The organism is Catenulispora subtropica, assembly GCF_039531675.1.
GTDB classification, from domain to species: domain Bacteria; phylum Actinomycetota; class Actinomycetes; order Streptomycetales; family Catenulisporaceae; genus Catenulispora; species Catenulispora subtropica.
On sequence record NZ_BAAAQM010000038.1, the window covers coordinates 38,451 to 55,719 of the forward strand.

Consider the following 17,269-nt stretch of genomic DNA (forward strand, 5'->3'; position numbering starts at 1 on the left):
ACGGACTAGGACTGAGCATCACTGTAGCCGCGCGGGCTGGGCCCGCGAGTCAGGACTCTCACTTCGCGTCGCGGAGCGCGACGAGCCGGGCGGCGGAAGCGGGATCCGCGGGCAGGCGGGCCACGAGGTGGATCCGTGGATCGTCCGCGACGGTCATCTTGGACTGGCGCAGCGTCATCGGGCCGGCCAGCGGGTGGTCGTAGCGCTTGACCACCGTCCGGTAGTCCGCCACTTCGTGCCGTTCCCACCAGGTGGAGAAGTCCGGGACGTGGCGGTGCAGGTCCTCGACGATCTCGGCGTACCGGGGGTCGTGGGGATGTTCCTCGGCGACCATGCGGAACTGCGCCAGCACCGGGGACGCTTGGCGGTCCCAGTCCACCATCACCTCGCGGGCCGGGGGCCAGCCGAACAGCAGCCAGAGCATGTTGCGCCGGGCCGGGGGCAGGTCGTCGTAGCCGGGGATCAGTGCCGCCTCGGCGGTGTTCCAGCCGAGGAGGTCCCAGTGCTGGTCGAGGAGGAACGCGGGGTTCGGGTCGAGCGCGTCCAGCATGTTCAGAAGCTGCTCGTCGGGACGGGGGCAGGTGCCGGACTCCTCCTCGGCCGGCGGCAACTCCCCCGCGAGGCGGAACAGGTGCCGTCGCTCCGTGTCGGACAACTGGAGAGTGTGGGCCAGGGCGCTGAGGATCTGCCGGGAGACTTTGATGTCCCGGCCCTGTTCCAGCCACGTGTACCAGCTCTGGCTGATGCCGGAGATCGCGGCGACCTCCTCGCGCCGCAGCCCGGGGGTACGCCGACGGGCGGCGTTCGGGATGCCGGCGTCCGCCGGGGACAGCCGCTCGCGGCGGGAGCGGATGAACCTGCCGAGGGCGCGGCGTCCCGCTTCGGTCGCTGCCTGCTCTGGAGAAGTCATCGTGGGAGCGAAAGTACCAGGATGATCTCTGGCCTGGCTGGCCGCCGGCGCCTGATCGCACCATCGGATCATGACGACCGACAGCCTGCCCGGCAGTGCGCCCGCCGGCGCCTCCGCGGCCCGGACGACGGCTCCCGCCGTTCCCAGACCCCTGGTCCTGGCCTGTTTCCTCAGCAACTTCGATCGATTCGCGATCACTCCGATGCTGGTGGTCCTCTCCGCTGCCTTCCACGTCCGGCTGGGATCCGCCGTCCTGGTGGCGAGCGGGTACTTCTTCGCCTATGGCTGTGCTCAACCGGTCTGGGGCGTGCTCTCCGATCGCCATGGGCGCCTGCGCATCGCCCGCGTGGCCCTCGGCCTGGCGGCCGGGTGCGCGACGTGCTCGGCGCTGGCCCCGAACCTCAGCGCGCTGATCGTTCTGCGCACGGCGACGGGTGCCGCCTTCGGCGGCGTCGTCCCGACGTCGTTGGCCTACGTCGGGGACACCGTCCCGGTCGCGGTGCGCCAGCGGGCACTGTCCGACCTGCAGCTCGCCTTGGCCGTCGGCACTGCCGGGGCGACCGTGACCGCGGGCGCCGGCGCCGACCTCGTCGACTGGCGGACCGTGTTCGTCGTGCCGGGAGCGCTGGCCGCGGTGCTGGCGGTCAGGCTGCGGACGGCGCCCGAGGGGCCGCGGACGGATGCCGTCGCCCTCGGGCCCGGTCAGCGGATCGCGGCGGTCCTGAAGATCCGCTGGTCGTGGCTCGTCATGGGTCTCGGCCTGGTGGAGGGCGCGCTCTTGCTGGGCGGCTTCACCTTCCTGGCCGCCGCCTTGGAGCACCGCGGCCTCAGCGCGGCCCGGGCCGGGCTCGTGACCGCTCTGTACGGTGCGGGCACGATCGTGTTCTCCCGGCTTCTCAGGCTGGTCGCCACGCGCGCCGCGTGGACGCTGACGGCTGCCGGCGGCCTGATGATGTGCGCGGGGTTCGCCGCAGCGGCGGCGGACCAGTCCCCGGCCGCCGTCTCCCTGGCCGCGATCCTGCTGGGCGGAGGCTGGTCGTTCCTGCACTCGTCACTTCAGACCTGGGCGACGACGTTGACGCCGGACGCCCGCGGCACGTCTGTGGCGTTGTTCGTCGCCTCGCTGTTCGTCGGAAGCGCCGTCGGCTCCGCCTTGGGCTCACCCCTGGCCGACCGCGGCGAATACGGCGCGCTGTTCGGAATCAGCACCTTGATCGCCATCCCTTTGACCTTGGCGGCCGCCGTCGGTCGTCGGCGCTACTCGGCACACGCCTGAACCGGATCGGAAAGGAACCCACCATGAACGACGAGTACCAGATCACCGCAGGAGCGCCGTCCGTCGCGGACTATCGGATGCTCCGCGCCCGCTCAGGCCTCAACGACAAATCGCCGCAGGCCGCAACCCTGGGCCTCGCCGGTTCGTGGCACGCCGTCACAGTCACCGCCGGTGCGGCCGGGCGCCCGGTCGGGATGGGACGGATCGTCGGCGACGGCGGCTGTCACTTTCAGATCGTCGACGTCTGCGTGCTGCCGGAGCACCAGGGGCGGGGCCTCGGGCGCCGCATCATGGCGGAGCTGACCGCCGCGTTGGAACGGCGCGCGCCGGCGACCGCCTATGTGTCACTGATCGCGGACGGCGAGGCCCATCACCTCTATCGCAAGTTCGGCTTCGTCGATACTGCGCCGGACTCCATCGGGATGGCGCGGACGGGGTGAGAGCGGACCTCGGTGACTGGCCGGCCGCCCGCCCGCGCGATGTCCCTGCGCAGGCGGGCGGCGCGCCGCTAGCTGAGCGTGACAGTCACCGGGCCCGCGAGGACCGTGTAGCCGTCGTTGTTGAAGTAGTACACGTTGTACGTGCCCGCCCCGTAGTTCGCGGTGAACGTGGCGGTGCCGGTGACTCCCGGCGTGTACTGCCAGGCGGTCGACGCCTGGCTGCCCGGGGTGTCGCTCGGCTTGTAGAAGCCGATCCAGTTCTTCGCGCTGTCCGTGGCCGGCGGCGTCGTGTAGGAGAACGTGATGGACGATCCGTTCGCGACGGTCGGCGTCGACGTCGTGAGCGTGGGAGTGGTCGAGATCAGAGTGAGGGTCACCGGACCGGACAGGGCGGTGTAACCGTCGTTGCTGAAGTAGTACGCCTGGTAGGTGCCCGGGCCGTAGTTCGCCGTGAAGTTGAGCGTGCCGCTGGTTCCGGGCGCGTACTGCCAGGCGGTGGCGGACTGGGTGCCGGGGGTGTCGCCCTGCTTGTAGATCCCGATCCAGTTCGTCGAGCTGCTGGTGGCCGCGGGCGTCGTGTACGAGAAGGTGGCCGTGGAGCCGTTCACCACGGTCGGGGTCGACGTGGTGAGCGTCGCGGCGCTGGTCTGGGTCCAGACGTCGTTGACCGTGGCCGCGTAGGCGTCGTTGTTGGTCAGCGGGGCCAGACCGAGGGCCTTGTCGACCGTGCGGAGCAGGCCGTACTGGTCGGTGCGCTGGGAGCTGGTGTAGCCGGCCTTCACAGTGTTCTGTGACCCGAGCAGCAGGGCCGGGACGCGGTTCGGGTAGTTCGGGCCGTAGGCCTTGGTGGCGCCCTCGTCCCAGGTGAGGATCAGCAGCGACTTCTGCTGCGTCCACGCCGGGGAGTTGAAGATGGTGGGCAGGGTGTTCTTGAGCCAGGTGTCACCGGCGGTGACGCCGCAGGATTCCATGTCGTCGCAGTCGTCCGGCTCGAACCACACGAAGTTCGGGGTGGTCGAGGCCGAGGCGAGGTCGCTGGTCATCTGGGGAAGCGGCTGGTCGTGCTTCGCGCAGTAGCCGGTGGCCGACTTGTCCACCTTGAAGTTCTGGAAGTAGGTGAACGGGACGTCGTCCGGGGCGTAGTAGCCGTGCGAGGAGTAGTCGCAGTTCCCGTTGGCGTTCTCCACGTACGCCTTCCACGACTTGCCGGCGTTGTCGACGCTGTTGCCGACGTGCGGGGCGTTGATCGTGGTGGTGGAGACGCTGTTGTCGTGCAGGCCGTACAGGCCGCCGGCGGCCAGGGCGACGTAGTTCGGATCGCTCGGGTGTGTGGTGGCGTAGGCCTGGCTCAGGGACGTGCCCTTGGACAGCAGGCTGTTGATGTACGGGGCCTGCGAGGTGTTGCCGATGATGTCCGAGTAGTCCTCGTTCTCCATGTAGACCAGGAAGACGTGGTCGAAGCCCGGGACGGAGGACGGCGGGGCGGTCAGGTTCGGCGTCGGGACGGTGGCGCCGACGGTCAGCGACACGTCGTCGGCGTAGCCGTCGGTGGTGTTGCCCGCGGTCCAGGTGAAGCCCAGATCGACCTTGATGGAGCGGGTGCCGACGGGAAGCGTGCCGGTGGCCGTGCGCTGGAGGAACTTGGTGCTGCCGCCGCGGTCGGTGCTGGTGACCGGCGCGATGGAGGCGGTGCCGACCGAGGTGCCGGCCGCGTTGAGGAAGGTCGCGGTCATCCCGGCGCGGTCGTTCTGGGTGCTGTAGCCGCCGAGCCAGCCGGACAGGTTGAAGGGGACGCCGCCGGCGTCGATGGCGGAGGCGGCCGCGGAGACGTCGACGGTCTGCGCCAGGTCCGAGTTGCCGGTGGCGCCGCCGGCGAAGAACTGCTTGGCGCGCGTGGGCGAGCCGGGGGTGCTGGAGTCGGGGTATCCCGAGGCGCCGTAGCAGACGGCGTTCGGCTCACCGGAGACGATGGTCCAGCCGGGCATCGTCATGCCGTCCAGGCCGTTGGACGAGCACTGGGCCGCGTCCTCGGCACCGGCGTCCACCAACAGGTTGCCGCTCATCGCGGCCGCGGCGTGGGCCGGGCGGGCGGCGGTCACGGACAGGGCGCCGGCCAGCAGCGCCAGCAGCGCGGTGGAGGCGATCAGGGTTCTCCTGCCGCCTGGGGCGGCGTGGCGCAGAGACAGACGGGTCAAGGCGGGTTCCTTCCGTTCAGCGGGCAGCGGGACAGTGACGGAGCGCGACACGACTATGGAGACGCGAAGTTGACGGGGCCTCCGCGCTTGGTGAACAGCTCGAAGTTGTCCAGCCAACAAATAAGTTGTCTGGCCAACTTTTGGTTCTGCGGGGCAAGGTAGTCGACGCGATCGGATCCGGCCAGGGCCTGTCCTGAACGAGGTGATGTCAGAGGGATGACAGCGGAGACGCCGTCTGAGGCCTACTCGTCGTCCGCTTCGTGGTCCGCTTCATGGTCCGGGTCGCCGTCCGCCGCACCGTCCGTCTCGTCATCCGGCCACTTGGCGGTGTCGCGCGGCGGAACGTACGGCTCCTGCCGGGCGGACATGCCGCCCTCGATCGCGCGCTCGCGGGCGAGTTCGGCGTCGAACTCCAGGCCGAGCAGGATGGCGAGGTTCGACAGCCACAGCCAGACCAGGAACACGATCACCCCGGCGACCGTGCCGTAGGTCCGGTTGTAGGAACCGAAGTTCGCCACGTACACGGCGAACCCGCCGGACAGGGCCAGCCACAGCAGCACCGCCAGCACGCTGCCCGGCGAGATCCAGCGGAAGCCCCGGTCGCGCACGTTCGGCGCCGCCCAGTAGAGCAGGGCGATCATGAAGGCCACCAGCACCACCAGGACCGGCCACTTCGCGATCCCCCAGACGAGCAGGGCGGTGTGGCCCAGGCCCAGGACGTCGCCGGCCCGCTGGGCCACCGGCCCGGTGAACACCACGATCACCGCGCTGGCCAGCAGCAGGACCATCATCAGCAGCGTGAGCCCGACCCGCAGCGGGGTGATCTTCCACGCCGGCCGGCCCTCGCGGATGTCGTAGACCGCGTTGGCCGCCCGGATGAAGGCCGCGATGTACCCGGACGCCGACCACAGCGCACCGGCCAGGCCGACCACCGCCAGCGTGCCGCCGATGCCGCGGCTGGCCCGCACCTGCGTGACAGCGGTGTGGAGCAGATCGCGCAGGGAGCCCGGGGCGAGTTTCTGGACGTTGTCCAGCAGGGTGTTCGTCGCGGAGGCTCCGAGGAGGCCGAGGATCGACACGACCACGAGCAGAGCCGGGAACACCGCCAGAACGCCGTAGTAGGTCAGGGCGGCGGCCCGGTCGGGCAGTTCGTCGTCGCGGAACTCCTTCACAGTGCGCTTGAAGACCGCCGACCAGCTCCGCGCCGGAAGTTCGGTGGGCGTGTCGGGTCCGCGTTCGGCCGCCACGGACGGATCTGTGTGTCCCATCGGCTGCTTATGTCCGTTTGGATCATTTCGACACGGGGCTGTCCTACGTACTGCTCCCGAAGTAGCCATGGCGCCTTCCGGCGACCCTGGGGCCGGCAAGGGCGGTCCGCCGCGATCCGGCGGGCGGTCTCAGTCCGGGTCGACCGCCTCATCTAGCCCTGCCACCATCTGCCGCGCGAGTGCGTACGCCGTCGCCGAGGTGACGGCGCCGGCCTGCCCGGTGACCAGTGTGTAGAGGGCGCCGCCGAAGAGCGTGATGAGGACGGCGACATCTTCCCGCGAGGTGTCCAGGCCCAGGGCCCGGTGCTGGCGCAGGGTGAAGTCCGTGGCCTCCTCCTTCATCGCGTCGAAGGTCGCCTGCAGCGACGGACGGCGTGTCGCATCGAGCGTCAGCTCGTAGACGGCGAGATAGCGGTCACGGTGGACCGTCGCGGAGGCCTCCAGGGAGAGGGCGATCAGGCCGATGAGGCCGTCGCGGTCGATCGGGCCGGCGACGGCGCCGTTCGCCGCTTCCATGTCCGCGCGGTGCAGCTCCAGGACACGCTCGGCCGCCGCGCTCAACAGGGCGTCGCGGCTCGGGAAGTAGTTCGCGGACGTGCCCGTCGGGAGGCCGGCTGCCTCGTCGACGGCTCGGTGGCTGAAGCCGTGGACACCCACGGCGGCCAGGACGGCGATCGCGCCGTCGGCGATCGCCCGGCGTCTTTGCAGGTTGGGAGGAGGCGCCACGGTCCGCATGTTACCAGTTCCGCTATAGTACTATGGCAGCACTGGTATCAGACGTGCAGGTCGGAGGGAGACACCTGTGAGGATTCTGGTGATCGGGGCGGGTATCGGCGGGCTCGCCGCGGCCCACGCGCTGAACAGGGAGGGCCACGATGTCACCGTCGTCGAGCGGGCCCCGGAGCTCCGGACCTCCGGAGCGGCGCTGACGCTGTGGAGCAACGGAACGGGGGTACTGGCGGACCTGGGTATCGCGACCGACGGCCTGGGCGCGCCGGTCGACGCTCTCGAGCAGCGGACCTTCGACAGCAGGGTTCTGCTCCGTCTCGACATCGCCCGCGCCGAGGAGCGCTACGGCCACCCGAACATCTCGATGCCGCGACGCAACCTCGTGCGCCGGCTCGCCTCGGCCCTGCCCGAAGGAACGGTCGTCTTCGGCCGCCAGGTCACGAGCGTCGAGCAGGATGCGGACAAGGCGCCCGCCGTTCTCGCCGACGGCTCCACGGCCGAGGCGGACCTCGTGATCGGCGCGGACGGCTATCGGTCCGTCGTCCGCAAGCACGTGTGGGGATCGGACCCGCTCCAGCCGAGCGGCTGGGCCACCTGGCAGGGCCTGAGCCGGATCACCCTGGAGACCACGACGTCGATGTGCGGCTTGATGATCCTCGGGCCGGAGGGTTTCTGCGGCCTGATGCCCGCCGGCGACGGACTCCTGCAGTGGTGGTTCGACCTGCGGCAGACTCCTGACGAGCCGCGGCCGGACTCGCCGGTCGCCATGCTGCGCAAGCGGTTCGGGCACTGGTCCTCGCCGGTCGACGCCCTGCTCGACGCGGTCACCGACGAGGACGTCGAGTACTTCGCCCACTACGGGCACAAGATCCCCCGCGTCTGGAGCAAAGGGCGGGTCACCGTGCTCGGAGACGCGGCGCACACCATGCCGCCGACCGTCGCCCAGGGCGGGAACCAGGCCCTGGAAGACGCCTGGGCGCTCGCGCAAGCACTGCGGAAGACGCCCGGTGACCTGGCGGCTGCGCTGGCGGACTACGAACGGTCCCGGGCCCGCCCGGCGGCGTACGCCGCACGGCTCGCCGGATCCGAGATGACCGACCGTTACCTGCCGACGTTCTACCGCATGACGCCCGACCGCCTCATGAGCCGGTACTACACGTACTTCCTGCGCCGGGTGAGCACGTTCCTGACCACGCAGGCGTCGAAGGAGAACGCCGGTTTGCGATCGTCGTGACCGACGGCGGACCGCCTCGTCGGCCGGAGCGGTCAGGACGGCGTACTGGTGGCGATCGTGGCACTGTGCGTGTCGCGCTGCAGGTCCGCGACCTGGAGGCCGCCACCCTTCACGGCCGGTTCCGCACGACCGCGAACCCGCCGGGCGGCACGAGCGCCCGCTCACCGGACGCGACGGGTTCTCCGTCGGCGTCGAAGGTCAAGACCTGCTTGCCAGGCGCGCTGACTTCGCGGGGAACGACGTCGACGCTGGCCAGCAGCGTCGACGCGCCGACGATGAGGGTGCCGAGCATCGGCAGCAGGAGCAGGGCGTCCACCTGGGCCGGACCCGTGGAGCTCGCGGTGAGCGTGGTGGCGGCGGCGGGCAGCGGACGGTCGAGCGTCAACGGCTGCAGCGCTCCGGGGGCGGCCGAGACGCCCTGCGGCCCGCACCGGTGGGTGAGCGTGCCCAGGGAGCGGGATCCGCTGGTCCAGGCCGTGCGCGCGGGCGTCGGCGTGTCGAGGAGGTTGACGACCGGCAGGACCAGGCGCGGCTGGGTGGCCGGCGGGATCGTCCACGTCGCCGTGCCGTCGAGGGCCAGGTAGGAGCCGTTGCTCCATTGCGATTCGCCGGTCCAGGCCGAGGGTGGGGTGACGACCGTGCCGCCGGCGGCGGATTCGGCTTCGACGGTCTGGAGACCGTCGTACGACCAGGGGCCCGACAGGCGTGCGACGTCGCGGCGCGCGTCGAGGGCGAGCATCGAGAGCTGGCCGTGGATCGCGGACTCGGCGCCGGAATTGCGGTTGACCACGCCGGCGCCGGAGATCCCGTCGTAGGTGCGGCCGGTCTCGGCGTCGTACATCGGCCGGCCGGCGCGGTTGGCGCCGAAGTACCACGCGGCGACGAAGGCGGCGAGGTGCCTGTGCCCGGGACGGTCGACGGCGAGGAGGGCTTGGAGGCGGGCGTCGACACCGTACGCGATCTGGGTCCGGTCGGTCGGGGCCGGGAGCCAGCCGTTGTCCGGGCCGCCGGAGGTCAGCAGCAGCGGAGTGAAACCGGCGGTGTCGCCGATGGCGGGGGCCAGGAGCTCGGCCGAGCCCAGCGCCGCGGACGCGGCGGCGAGCGCGGAGGACATCTGGGCGCCCCAGGCGTGCCAGTCGCAGATCGACGCGCCCCACGGCAGGAGCGCGCGGAACGGCCACTCGCGCGTCGAGCCGGCGCTCATCATCGCGATGCCCTCGGCGAAGCGGGCCAGGGCCCGACGGGCATCGGCCGAACCTCCGGACCGGACGTACGCCGCGAGCCCGAGGACCGCCTCGGACGTCGCGTCGGCGCCGTCGACGATCAGCCAGGCCGGGAGCCGTCGGCCGTCGACGACGTTGTAGTGGCCGTAGCGCGGCAGGACCTGGCGTTCGAGGGCGGCGATCGACAGCTCGAGCCGGTCCCGGAGGAAGCCCGCGAACGCGCGGTCGGTATGCCGGAACGCGGCGTAGCCCTCCCCCAGCGCCCAGACCGTGCGGGCGAGCCAGTACGACGGCCCGGAATCGGAGGGATCGGGGAGCTCGACCGGGATGGCGCTCGGGTTGAGAGTGCCGTCGGGTTGCATCCAGAGGACGACGTTGCCGTTGGGCGACTGCAGGAAGGTGAGCGCCCGGAGCAGCCCGCGCGCCGCCTCGAGCGACGACGCTTCGTGGAACTGCTGCCAGTGCCGGATGTAGACGACGGCCGCTCGCGCGATGTCGTCGGCGTTGTAGGCACCTTGACTGTAGGTGTCGGTCACCGGATCGTAGGTGCCCCCGCCGATCCGCTTGTATGAGCCGTCCGCTTGGCGGTCGGCGTAGGTCCACAAGACGCCGAGCCGGTCGGAGCCGTACGTGGCGTGTCCAGGGGTCGGCGGTGGCGTGACCGAGGCGCGGAGGAAGTCCAGGTGCGCCAGGTTGGAAAGCCGCGGCAGGGGCTCCGCGGCGGCGCTCGTCTTCAAGGGCACGGCGGTGGAGAAGGCTGTGGCGACCGCCCCGGCGAGGACGGTTCGGCGCGTGGGAGCCATGACATCCGGTCCAGACTGCGAGGCGGGGAGACTACCCCTGGTCAGCCACTGCATCAGTGTTCTGAAATAATACGATAGGTCAAGCTCATGGGGATGTCACACAAGGACATCCCCCGCACCGCCTACTCACGCACCGCGGACTTCCGCAAGAAGCGCCGAAGCCGCGTCAGGCTCCAGGTGTTGATGACGTCGTCCTTACCGAGCCACCCGCGCTGCGCCGTGGCCACGCCGAACCTCTGGTTCCCCACGAGCTGCGGCACCGAGTGGGCGTCGCTGTCGACGGCGAAGCGGACGCCGTGGCGGCGGGCGGCCATGATCTGCTCGTCGTTCAGGTCGAGGCGGTGCGGGGAGGAGTTGAGCTCCAGCGCCGTGCCGGTGCGGCCGGCGGCCGCGAAGACCGCGTCCAGGTCGACGTCGATGGGCTCGCGGCGGTCCAGCAGGCGGGTCGTCGGGTGGCCGATGATGTTGATGAAGGGGTTCTCGCACGCGCGGATCAGGCGGCGGGTCTGCGCGCCGCGGTCCAGGTTGAAGGACGAGTGGATCGAGGCGACGCAGATGTCGAAGCCGGCCAGGAAGTCCGCGGGCCAGTCCACGCCGCCGTCGGCGTCGATGTTGAGCTCGGTGCCGTGCAGGACGCGCATGCCGTGGTAGGTGCGGTCGAGGGCGCGGGCACGTTCGCGCTGGGCCAGCATCTTGTCGTCGGTCATACGTTGCATCGCCAGGTTCGGCGCGTGGTCGGTGACGGCGTAGTACGCGTAGCCCAGACCGGCCGCCGCTTCGAGCATCGCCTCCAGGGGCGCGAGGCCGTCGGTGAGGTCGGTGTGGGTGTGCAGGTCGCCCCGCAGGTCCTTGAGGGTGACCAGGTCCGGGAGTTCGCCGTCCAGCGCCGCCTCGATCTCGCCGCGGTCCTCGCGCAGCGTCGGCGGGATCAGGGGCAGTCCGAGCGCCGCGTAGACCTCCTTCTCGGTCCGGGACGCCAGCTTCTTCCCGGTCTCGACGTCGAAGAGCCCGTACTCCGACAGCTTCATCCCGGCCTTCACCGCGCGGCCGCGCAGCTTGATGTTGTGCGCGCGGGAGCCGGTGAAGTACATCAGCGCGGCCCCCCAGTCCGCCGTCGGGACGACCCGCAGGTCCACCTGCAGGCCCTTCGCCGTGCGCACGGACGTCTTCGTCGGGCCGCTGCCGATCACGTCGGCGACGTCCGGCCGGTCGCGCAGCGCCGCCATCAGCGGGGCGGAGTCCCGGGCGGTGGCCAGGATGTCGACGTCGCCGACGGTCTCGCGCATCCGCCGCAGCGAGCCGGCGTAGGCGCAGCGGGTGCAGCCCGGCACCTCGCTGATCGCCGCGACCAGTTCCTCGGCCAGGTCGAGCGCGGTGCTCAGCAGCGAGCGCCGTCCCGCCCGGCTCACCTGGTCGATGCCCTGCCGGATGTTCTCGACGGCGCGCGCCCCGAGCCCCGGCAGGCCCTTCACCTTGTCGGCGTCGATGGCCGCCCGGAGCTCGTCGACCGACTTGATCCCGAGCTGCCGGTACAGCTGGACGGCCGTCTTCGGCCCGACCGTGGGGATCGAGGTGATCTCCCGGACGCCGGGCGGGACCTGGGCGCGCAGCTTGTCGAGGGCGGCGATGTGCTTCGTCGCGAGGTACTCGGCGATCTTCGCGGCCGTGGAGTCGCCGACCCCGGGGATCTTGTGGATCCCCTCCTCGTCGAGGTGGGCCAGGTCCTCCGAATAGCCGCCGACCGAGCGGGCCGCCTTCTCGTAGGACCGTGCCCGGAAGGCGTTGCCGCCGGTCAGCAGAATGAGGTCGGCGTACTCCTGGAGCAGCGCGCCGACTTCGTCGTTGAGCCGCGCCATGAGGCCAGTCTAGGAAAGCCGCCCGGAAACGACCTGCCCAGACCTGTCCAAACTCGCCCAGCCTCGATCAGACCTGATCAGACCTGCCCGGACCGACAAGACCGGCCCGGAACCGATCAGTAGTCCCCTGGTTCCTTGGGCACCTTCACTCGCTCGGCCTTCAGCCCGGCGACCACGCACAGCACCGAGCCGGCCATCGCGATCCAGACCCCGTCCTCGATGCTGTGGAACGGCGAGCGCTCGACCTGGATGATGAACAGCACCAGCCCCACGATCCCGGCCGAACCGGCCACGCGGGTCAGCATGCCGCTGGCGTCGGCCAGGCCCAGCACGGCGAGCAGCCCCAGGGCGATGGCCGCGGCGCCCAGGGTGCGCATGGCGTTGTCGGGGACGTCGACGGTGTCCTGCGACAGACCGCCCCACGGTAAGTCCGTGCCGTCCAGGTGCCGCGTCCAGGGCTGGAACGCGCCCAGGATCAGGCCGAGGGCGCCCAGCGCCGTGAGGAACACCCGGGATCCCACCTCGACCGGCTCGGTCGTGGTGGTCTGCGGTTTCATCACCGCCATGTCGATCACCTCCCATACGAGGCCGGATCCCGGCGCGGAGGCAGCCCCCTGCGACGGGGGATCCGGCTGAAGGCGCCGTCCTGCCCGGCCCTCATGCGTTCAAACGGGCCGGTCCGCTCGCGGACTCCCCGGGGCGGCGGGCGGCCCGCCGCTTGCGCCGGCGCCGACGGACGGCCCGCTCCCGCTGCGTGGTGCCGCCCCAGACGCCGAACACCTCCGGCCCGGACTCGGCGAAGCGCAGGCACTCCGCGCGCACGGGGCAGGCCGCGCAGACCCGCTTCGCGGCCTGCTCACGGCGGGCGCGCACGACGCGCAGCTCGTTGTCCGGCTCGAAGAACAGGTCGCTTCCGTAGTCGTGGCACGCGGCCCGGTCCTGCCATTGATGGCGGCGCACGGGGTCGTCGTGGAGAAGGAGCAGTCGCATGATGGCCTCCCGGGCATCTTCTGATCGAAGCGCCCGTCTACCCCGTCGGCGTGCCGTGAACCAGGCGACCGGCCGCAGAAGCTTGCGAGGAATCAACACCATTCCATACCGGCCGCGATATGCTCGAAAGATGGAGGGAGACGAACGCCGGCCCTGGACGCTGCTCACCTCCCACGGCCACGTCCTCGTCGAGATCGCGCGCGACCCCCGGGCGCGGGTGCGCGACCTCAGCGCCATCATCGGCATCACTGAGCGCGCCACTCAGTCGATCATCGCCGATCTGGAGCGGGCCGGGTACGTGGAGCGCATCCGGGTCGGGCGACGCACGCAGTACGTGCTGAACGGAGACAACCCGTTCCGGCACTCGGCGCAGAACGGGCTGCACGTGGGGCCGTTCCTGGAACTGCTCACGGGCACCAGCCTCGCCGAGGGGCTCGCGCCGGCCGGCCCTGTGGCGGCCGCTCCCGAAGGTGTCGCCGCGGCGGCTGTGCCGGAGGTGATGGATGCGGTGGCGGAGGTGATGGATGTGATGGATGGGGCGGACGGTGCCGCCGTTCCACCGCTTCCCGAACCGCCCGCACCGCTCCCGGGGCCGGCGCCGCTCACCGCACCGCCGGCGCCCGGTTCCGGCGACCCCCTGGGACCCGGCCTCAGCTGAGCGCGGCCGCCCGTTTGCGGGCCCGGTAGGCGGCGACGTTCGCGCGCGTCGCGCAGCGGTCGGAGCAGTAGCGCCGCGAGGAGTTGGTGGTGGTGTCCACGAACACCGCCCGGCACGGGGTGGCCTCGCACACCCCCAGCCGCTCCGGCCCGCGCTCGGCGATGGTGTAGGCCAGCCCGAGCGCCGCCCCGGTCACGAACCGGCGGGCCGGACCGGAGTCCGCGTCGGCCAGGTGCATGTGCCAGCCATCGTCGTCGTGGTCGCTGATCGACAGTGAGGCAGGGAAATCGCCCAACAACTTGTTCACGGCCTGCACCGCGCTGCGGCCGTTCCCGGCCGCCGCCTGCTCGAAGACCCGGCGCAGCCGGGGCCGGACCTCACGCAGCTCGCGTAGGCCGTCCTCGGCGGCCTGGCGGGTGATGGTCCAGGCCGCCGGCAGCAGGCGGCGCACATCCTGTTCGGAGGACAAGTAGTCGCGGTCCGCACCGGGAACGTCAGTGTTCACCAGCTCGACCGCGCGGTCGGCGTAGGCCAGGATCTCCATCCGACCCCCATGCCCGCGATCCGCACGGCGAATCGCGGGCGAAGCATGAATCACCAAACATGTTTCTCGCTTCCGATGAGTTATCATCGCGACGTGACACGCACTGGCAAACGAGACGCGTGGACGCTGCTCACGTCGCACGGCCATGTGCTGGTGGAGATCGCGCGCAACCCGCAGGCCCGGATCAGGGAGCTGAGCGCCGCGGCGGGCATCACCGAGCGGGCCACGGCGGCGATCATCGCGGATCTGGAGGCGGCCGGCTACGTCACCCGCAACAAGGTCGGGCGGCGCAACCACTACGGCGTCAACCTCGATCTGCCCTTCCGCCACGCCGCGCAACGGGATCTGCGGGTCGGTCCGTTCCTGGAGCTGCTGGCGGAGCAGCCGGAGGAGCGACCGGACGCGGAGCCGACGGAATCAGCGCCGGACGTGTAAACCCCCGGATCCGGGATATCGGGCGGCGGTGACTCTTCCCGCCACCCGCCGGCCCGTCCTCGGCGGCCGCTACCGGCTCGGTGAACGCATCGCCGTCGGCGGAGCGGCCGAGATCTTCGCAGCCACCGACGTCCGGCTGGCGCGGCCGGTCGCCGTGAAGGTCCTGCTGGCCGCGGACCACGGGCCCGAGCAGGTGGGACGGTTCGCCGAGGAGGCACGGCTGCTGGCGGCGGTCGGCCATCCGCGCCACCCGCACCTGGTCCCGCTGCTGGACGCGGGCCGGGACGGCGACCGGCGGTTCCTCGTCATGCCGCTGATCCAGGGCGAGGATCTGGCGCGGATCATCCAGGGCGGGCCGCTGCCGCCCGCCGAGGTCGCCCGGCTGGGCGCGGCGCTGGCCGACGCGCTGGCCCACATCCACGCACGGGGCATAGTCCACCGCGACCTGAAGCCCGCGAACGTGCTGATGGACCCGAAAGGCGGCATCTTCCTGGCGGACTTCGGCATCGCCCACGCGTGGGACGGCCCCACCGACACCGCCACCGGCTGCGTCGTCGGCACCGCCGGCTATCTCGCGCCGGAACAGGCGCGGGGCCGCGGGGCCGTTCCGGCCTCGGACGTGTTCTCGCTCGGTCTGGTCCTGCTCGAGGCGCTCACGGGCCGGCCGGAGTACACGGGCCCGCCGCTGGAGCGCGTCGCCGGGGTGGTCAACCGGCCGCCCCGGATCCCCGACCGGCTGAGCCCGCAGTGGCGCGCGCTGCTGGCCGCGATGCTGTGCGTCGACCCCGGGCGGCGGCCGACGGCCGGACAACTGCGGAGCCTGATCTGCCCCGGGGACCTGCCGGCCGCTCCGGTTCCGGCGCGGCACCGGCGGCCGGAACCGGCCGGATCAGGGGTCGACGGGGCCGGCGTCGCCGACGAGCGCGAGAAGGACGTTTACCACCGCCCCGGCTGGACACCCGGAGGACGCCGCCGGCCGGAACGGGCCGGCCGGCACGGAACCATCCGGAAGGAGCGACTGACGTGAGCGACCACTGTCCGCTCTCCCGAAGCCTCCCTGACGAGAGGGGAAGCAGCTCGTGGCCGTCATTCTCACCGTGCTGCTCATAGCGCTGATCCTGGGCGGGCTCGGGTTCGCCGCCCACCTGTTGTGGTGGATCGCCGTGATCGTGTTCGTGGCCTGGCTCGTCGGTTTCGGGTTCGGCGGCGGTGCGACCGCCGGCACCCGACGCCGCTGGTACGGGCGATGGTGAAGGAGGAGACGACGATGACGAACGACTTCGACCTCCGGCCGGCCGCGACGCGGCCCGGCGGCCTGGACGGCAGCCTGGACGGCGGCGGCACCACCGCGGCCACCGCCCCCGACCCCGCCGCCGAACCGCCCATCGAGGCCGACGCCGCCCCCGTGGGCCGGCCGGCCCGCCCCCGCGACGCGTCCCTGCTGGCCGACGACCAGCGCGCCGGGTTCCTCACCGAGTGGGACGCGGTGCAGACCGGCTTCGTCGCCGATCCGCAGCGCGCGGCCGAGGCCGCCGAACGCCTCGTCGCCGAACTGGCCGACAGCGTCAAGCGCCGGGTGGGCCAGATCGCGGACGCGGTCGCCCAGCCCGGGGCCGGAACGTCCGGGACAGGCGACGAGGAGATGTGGCGGGAGCGGCTGCTCCGCTGCCGCGAGGCATTCCACCTGCTGATCGACAGCTGAGACCGGTCGGCGGGGACAGGGCGGCGGATCCGACGAGGATCCGCCGCCCTCATCCTTCCGTTCGGAGCAACAGCGCGCCCGGCTCCACGGTGACGTCGAGCACGCTGCCGTCCGGCAGCGGCTCCCCATCGGCCTCGCGCCGCAGGGAGCCGCGGCCGGTGATGACGATGTGCCGGCCGCGCCGCCGCACCACCGTCGGCGGCCCGCCTCCGCCGCGCAGCAACCGCGCCGCGACGGGTATCCACCCGAGCACCGTCCGCGGTGCGAGGACCGCCACCTCCAGCACCCCGTCGTCCGGCTGCGCGTCCGGGAACAGCGCCAGTCCGCCGTGCAGCGCGCCGACGTTGCCGACCACGACGGTGCGGACGTTCCAGTGACGGCTGCGCCGGCCGTCCACCTCCACCACGGCGGGGAAACCGCGGTCCGCCAGATGGCGCACGAGCGACACCACGTACGCGGGCCAGCCGACCCGGCGTTTCAACGCCTTCGGAGCGTCCTGCACCATCGCGGCGTCCAGGCCCACACCCGCCATCCCGACCAGCACGCCGCCGTCCGGCGGTCCCAGACGCCCCAGGTCCACCGGCCGCTCGGCGCCGCCGACCGCGGTCGCCACGGCCGAGGCGAGATCGCGCGGAATCCCCAGGTTCCGGGCCACCAGGTTGCCCGTGCCGATCGGCACCACGGCCATCGGCACGCCGGTCCCGGCCAGCGCGGCGGCGCAGGCGTTCAACGTCCCGTCGCCACCGCACACGACCACGAGCTGCGCGCCTTCGGCGAGCGCCGCCCGCGTCGCCCCCTCCCCCGCGTCCCCGCTGCTGGTGGGATACAGCTTCGGCGGGGGCTCGCCGCGCGCGAGCAACGCCGCACGCAGCAGCTCCCGCGGGTCCGCGCCCCGGACCGCCGCGAGCTTCTCCTCGTGAACCACGACCGCGACCTGTGCCATCGCGCCCTGATTGCCCGCCGGCGCCTCCCCCAAACCGCGCATGATCCGGCCGGTTCCGGACAT

18 protein-coding genes are annotated in these 17,269 nt (G+C 71.7%); 8 read left to right on the forward strand and 10 right to left on the reverse strand.

All coding sequences use genetic code 11. The features are described 5' to 3' along the window. Positions 1-58: 58 nt before the first annotated feature. Positions 59-910, reverse strand: a complete 852-nt coding sequence (locus ABD466_RS28225; protein ID WP_344660221.1) for a helix-turn-helix transcriptional regulator — start codon at positions 908-910, stop codon at positions 59-61. Between the two features lie 70 nt (positions 911-980). On the opposite strand from ABD466_RS28225, the gene ABD466_RS28230 reads away from it, so the two are divergent. Together ABD466_RS28230 and ABD466_RS28235 are read left to right on the forward strand one after the other, a co-directional pair. After that, positions 981-2,186, forward strand: coding sequence for an MFS transporter (locus ABD466_RS28230; protein WP_344660222.1), 1,206 nt, complete (start codon positions 981-983; stop codon positions 2,184-2,186). A 23-nt stretch (positions 2,187-2,209) separates the two neighbouring features. Then, on the forward strand, positions 2,210-2,626 hold the full coding sequence (locus tag ABD466_RS28235; protein ID WP_344660223.1) for a GNAT family N-acetyltransferase: 417 nt from the start codon (positions 2,210-2,212) through the stop codon (positions 2,624-2,626). Positions 2,627-2,694: 68 nt separating this feature from the next. Here ABD466_RS28235 and ABD466_RS28240 read toward each other — a convergent pair whose 3' ends face one another. The 3 genes from ABD466_RS28240 to ABD466_RS28250 all read right to left on the reverse strand — a co-directional run bounded on the left by ABD466_RS28240 (position 2,695) and on the right by ABD466_RS28250 (position 6,815). Further along, positions 2,695-4,821, reverse strand: coding sequence for an alkaline phosphatase family protein (locus tag ABD466_RS28240; RefSeq protein ID WP_344660224.1), 2,127 nt, complete (start codon positions 4,819-4,821; stop codon positions 2,695-2,697). Between the two features lie 242 nt (positions 4,822-5,063). Then, positions 5,064-6,089, reverse strand: a complete 1,026-nt coding sequence (locus tag ABD466_RS28245; protein ID WP_344660225.1) for a YihY/virulence factor BrkB family protein — start codon at positions 6,087-6,089, stop codon at positions 5,064-5,066. A gap of 129 nt (positions 6,090-6,218) precedes the next feature. Next, entirely contained in the window at positions 6,219-6,815 is a 597-nt protein-coding gene (locus tag ABD466_RS28250; protein WP_344660226.1) for a TetR/AcrR family transcriptional regulator, read from the reverse strand. Between the two features lie 76 nt (positions 6,816-6,891). Here ABD466_RS28250 and ABD466_RS28255 point away from each other — a divergent pair, with 76 nt between their 5' ends. Then, positions 6,892-8,052: an FAD-dependent oxidoreductase gene (locus tag ABD466_RS28255; RefSeq protein ID WP_344660227.1), complete on the forward strand. Its 1,161-nt coding sequence runs from the start codon at positions 6,892-6,894 to the stop codon at positions 8,050-8,052. A gap of 109 nt (positions 8,053-8,161) precedes the next feature. On the opposite strand, the gene ABD466_RS28260 is transcribed toward ABD466_RS28255, so the two are convergent. The 4 genes from ABD466_RS28260 to ABD466_RS28275 form a co-directional block, all read right to left on the reverse strand. Beyond that, on the reverse strand, positions 8,162-10,078 hold the full coding sequence (locus ABD466_RS28260) for a hypothetical protein (protein ID WP_344660228.1): 1,917 nt from the start codon (positions 10,076-10,078) through the stop codon (positions 8,162-8,164). 122 nt (positions 10,079-10,200) lie between these two features. Next, complete coding sequence (gene polX / locus ABD466_RS28265; RefSeq protein ID WP_344660229.1) at positions 10,201-11,934, reverse strand: DNA polymerase/3'-5' exonuclease PolX; 1,734 nt, start codon at positions 11,932-11,934, stop codon at positions 10,201-10,203. Between the two features lie 116 nt (positions 11,935-12,050). Beyond that, positions 12,051-12,500 (reverse strand): sugar:proton symporter, encoded by a 450-nt coding sequence (locus tag ABD466_RS28270; RefSeq protein ID WP_344660230.1) that lies wholly within the window; start codon positions 12,498-12,500, stop codon positions 12,051-12,053. Between the two features lie 91 nt (positions 12,501-12,591). Beyond that, positions 12,592-12,924 (reverse strand): WhiB family transcriptional regulator, encoded by a 333-nt coding sequence (locus ABD466_RS28275; RefSeq protein ID WP_344660231.1) that lies wholly within the window; start codon positions 12,922-12,924, stop codon positions 12,592-12,594. 130 nt (positions 12,925-13,054) lie between these two features. On the opposite strand from ABD466_RS28275, the gene ABD466_RS28280 reads away from it, so the two are divergent. Continuing rightward, positions 13,055-13,582 carry a helix-turn-helix transcriptional regulator gene (locus tag ABD466_RS28280; protein ID WP_344660232.1) on the forward strand — a complete coding sequence of 176 codons (528 nt, stop codon included), beginning with the start codon at positions 13,055-13,057 and terminating at the stop codon, positions 13,580-13,582. On the opposite strand, the gene ABD466_RS28285 is transcribed toward ABD466_RS28280, so the two are convergent. Next, entirely contained in the window at positions 13,575-14,126 is a 552-nt protein-coding gene (locus tag ABD466_RS28285) for a CGNR zinc finger domain-containing protein (RefSeq protein WP_344660233.1), read from the reverse strand. The genes ABD466_RS28280 and ABD466_RS28285 overlap by 8 nt on opposite strands. A 75-nt stretch (positions 14,127-14,201) precedes the next feature. On the opposite strand from ABD466_RS28285, the gene ABD466_RS28290 reads away from it, so the two are divergent. The 4 genes from ABD466_RS28290 to ABD466_RS28305 are packed head-to-tail and all read left to right on the forward strand — an operon-like array spanning position 14,202 to position 16,263. Beyond that, positions 14,202-14,561, forward strand: coding sequence for a helix-turn-helix transcriptional regulator (locus ABD466_RS28290; protein ID WP_344660234.1), 360 nt, complete (start codon positions 14,202-14,204; stop codon positions 14,559-14,561). A 28-nt stretch (positions 14,562-14,589) separates the two neighbouring features. Further along, positions 14,590-15,588: a serine/threonine-protein kinase gene (locus ABD466_RS28295; RefSeq protein WP_344660235.1), complete on the forward strand. Its 999-nt coding sequence runs from the start codon at positions 14,590-14,592 to the stop codon at positions 15,586-15,588. A 52-nt stretch (positions 15,589-15,640) separates the two neighbouring features. Then, positions 15,641-15,814: a hydrophobic protein gene (locus ABD466_RS28300; RefSeq protein WP_344660236.1), complete on the forward strand. Its 174-nt coding sequence runs from the start codon at positions 15,641-15,643 to the stop codon at positions 15,812-15,814. 14 nt (positions 15,815-15,828) lie between these two features. Continuing rightward, on the forward strand, positions 15,829-16,263 hold the full coding sequence (locus ABD466_RS28305; protein WP_344660237.1) for a hypothetical protein: 435 nt from the start codon (positions 15,829-15,831) through the stop codon (positions 16,261-16,263). A gap of 49 nt (positions 16,264-16,312) precedes the next feature. Here the strand turns inward: ABD466_RS28305 and ABD466_RS28310 are convergent, their stop codons facing one another. Then, positions 16,313-17,269, reverse strand: a complete 957-nt coding sequence (locus ABD466_RS28310; RefSeq protein WP_344660238.1) for a diacylglycerol/lipid kinase family protein — start codon at positions 17,267-17,269, stop codon at positions 16,313-16,315.

Bases quoted from the DNA above. Each gene is read 5' to 3' on its own strand.
- ABD466_RS28225 (WP_344660221.1), bottom strand. From the start codon at position 910: ATGACTTCTCCAGAGCAGGCAGCGACCGAAGCGGGACGCCGCGCCCTC.
- ABD466_RS28230 (WP_344660222.1), top strand. From the start codon at position 981: ATGACGACCGACAGCCTGCCCGGCAGTGCGCCCGCCGGCGCCTCCGCG.
- ABD466_RS28235 (WP_344660223.1), top strand. From the start codon at position 2,210: ATGAACGACGAGTACCAGATCACCGCAGGAGCGCCGTCCGTCGCGGAC.
- ABD466_RS28245 (WP_344660225.1), bottom strand. From the start codon at position 6,089: ATGGGACACACAGATCCGTCCGTGGCGGCCGAACGCGGACCCGACACG.
- ABD466_RS28260 (WP_344660228.1), bottom strand. From the start codon at position 10,078: ATGGCTCCCACGCGCCGAACCGTCCTCGCCGGGGCGGTCGCCACAGCC.
- polX (WP_344660229.1), bottom strand. From the start codon at position 11,934: ATGGCGCGGCTCAACGACGAAGTCGGCGCGCTGCTCCAGGAGTACGCC.
- ABD466_RS28270 (WP_344660230.1), bottom strand. From the start codon at position 12,500: ATGGCGGTGATGAAACCGCAGACCACCACGACCGAGCCGGTCGAGGTG.
- ABD466_RS28275 (WP_344660231.1), bottom strand. From the start codon at position 12,924: ATGCGACTGCTCCTTCTCCACGACGACCCCGTGCGCCGCCATCAATGG.
- ABD466_RS28280 (WP_344660232.1), top strand. From the start codon at position 13,055: ATGGAGGGAGACGAACGCCGGCCCTGGACGCTGCTCACCTCCCACGGC.
- ABD466_RS28285 (WP_344660233.1), bottom strand. From the start codon at position 14,126: ATGGAGATCCTGGCCTACGCCGACCGCGCGGTCGAGCTGGTGAACACT.
- ABD466_RS28290 (WP_344660234.1), top strand. From the start codon at position 14,202: ATGAGTTATCATCGCGACGTGACACGCACTGGCAAACGAGACGCGTGG.
- ABD466_RS28305 (WP_344660237.1), top strand. From the start codon at position 15,829: ATGACGAACGACTTCGACCTCCGGCCGGCCGCGACGCGGCCCGGCGGC.
- ABD466_RS28310 (WP_344660238.1), bottom strand. From the start codon at position 17,269: ATGTCCGGAACCGGCCGGATCATGCGCGGTTTGGGGGAGGCGCCGGCG.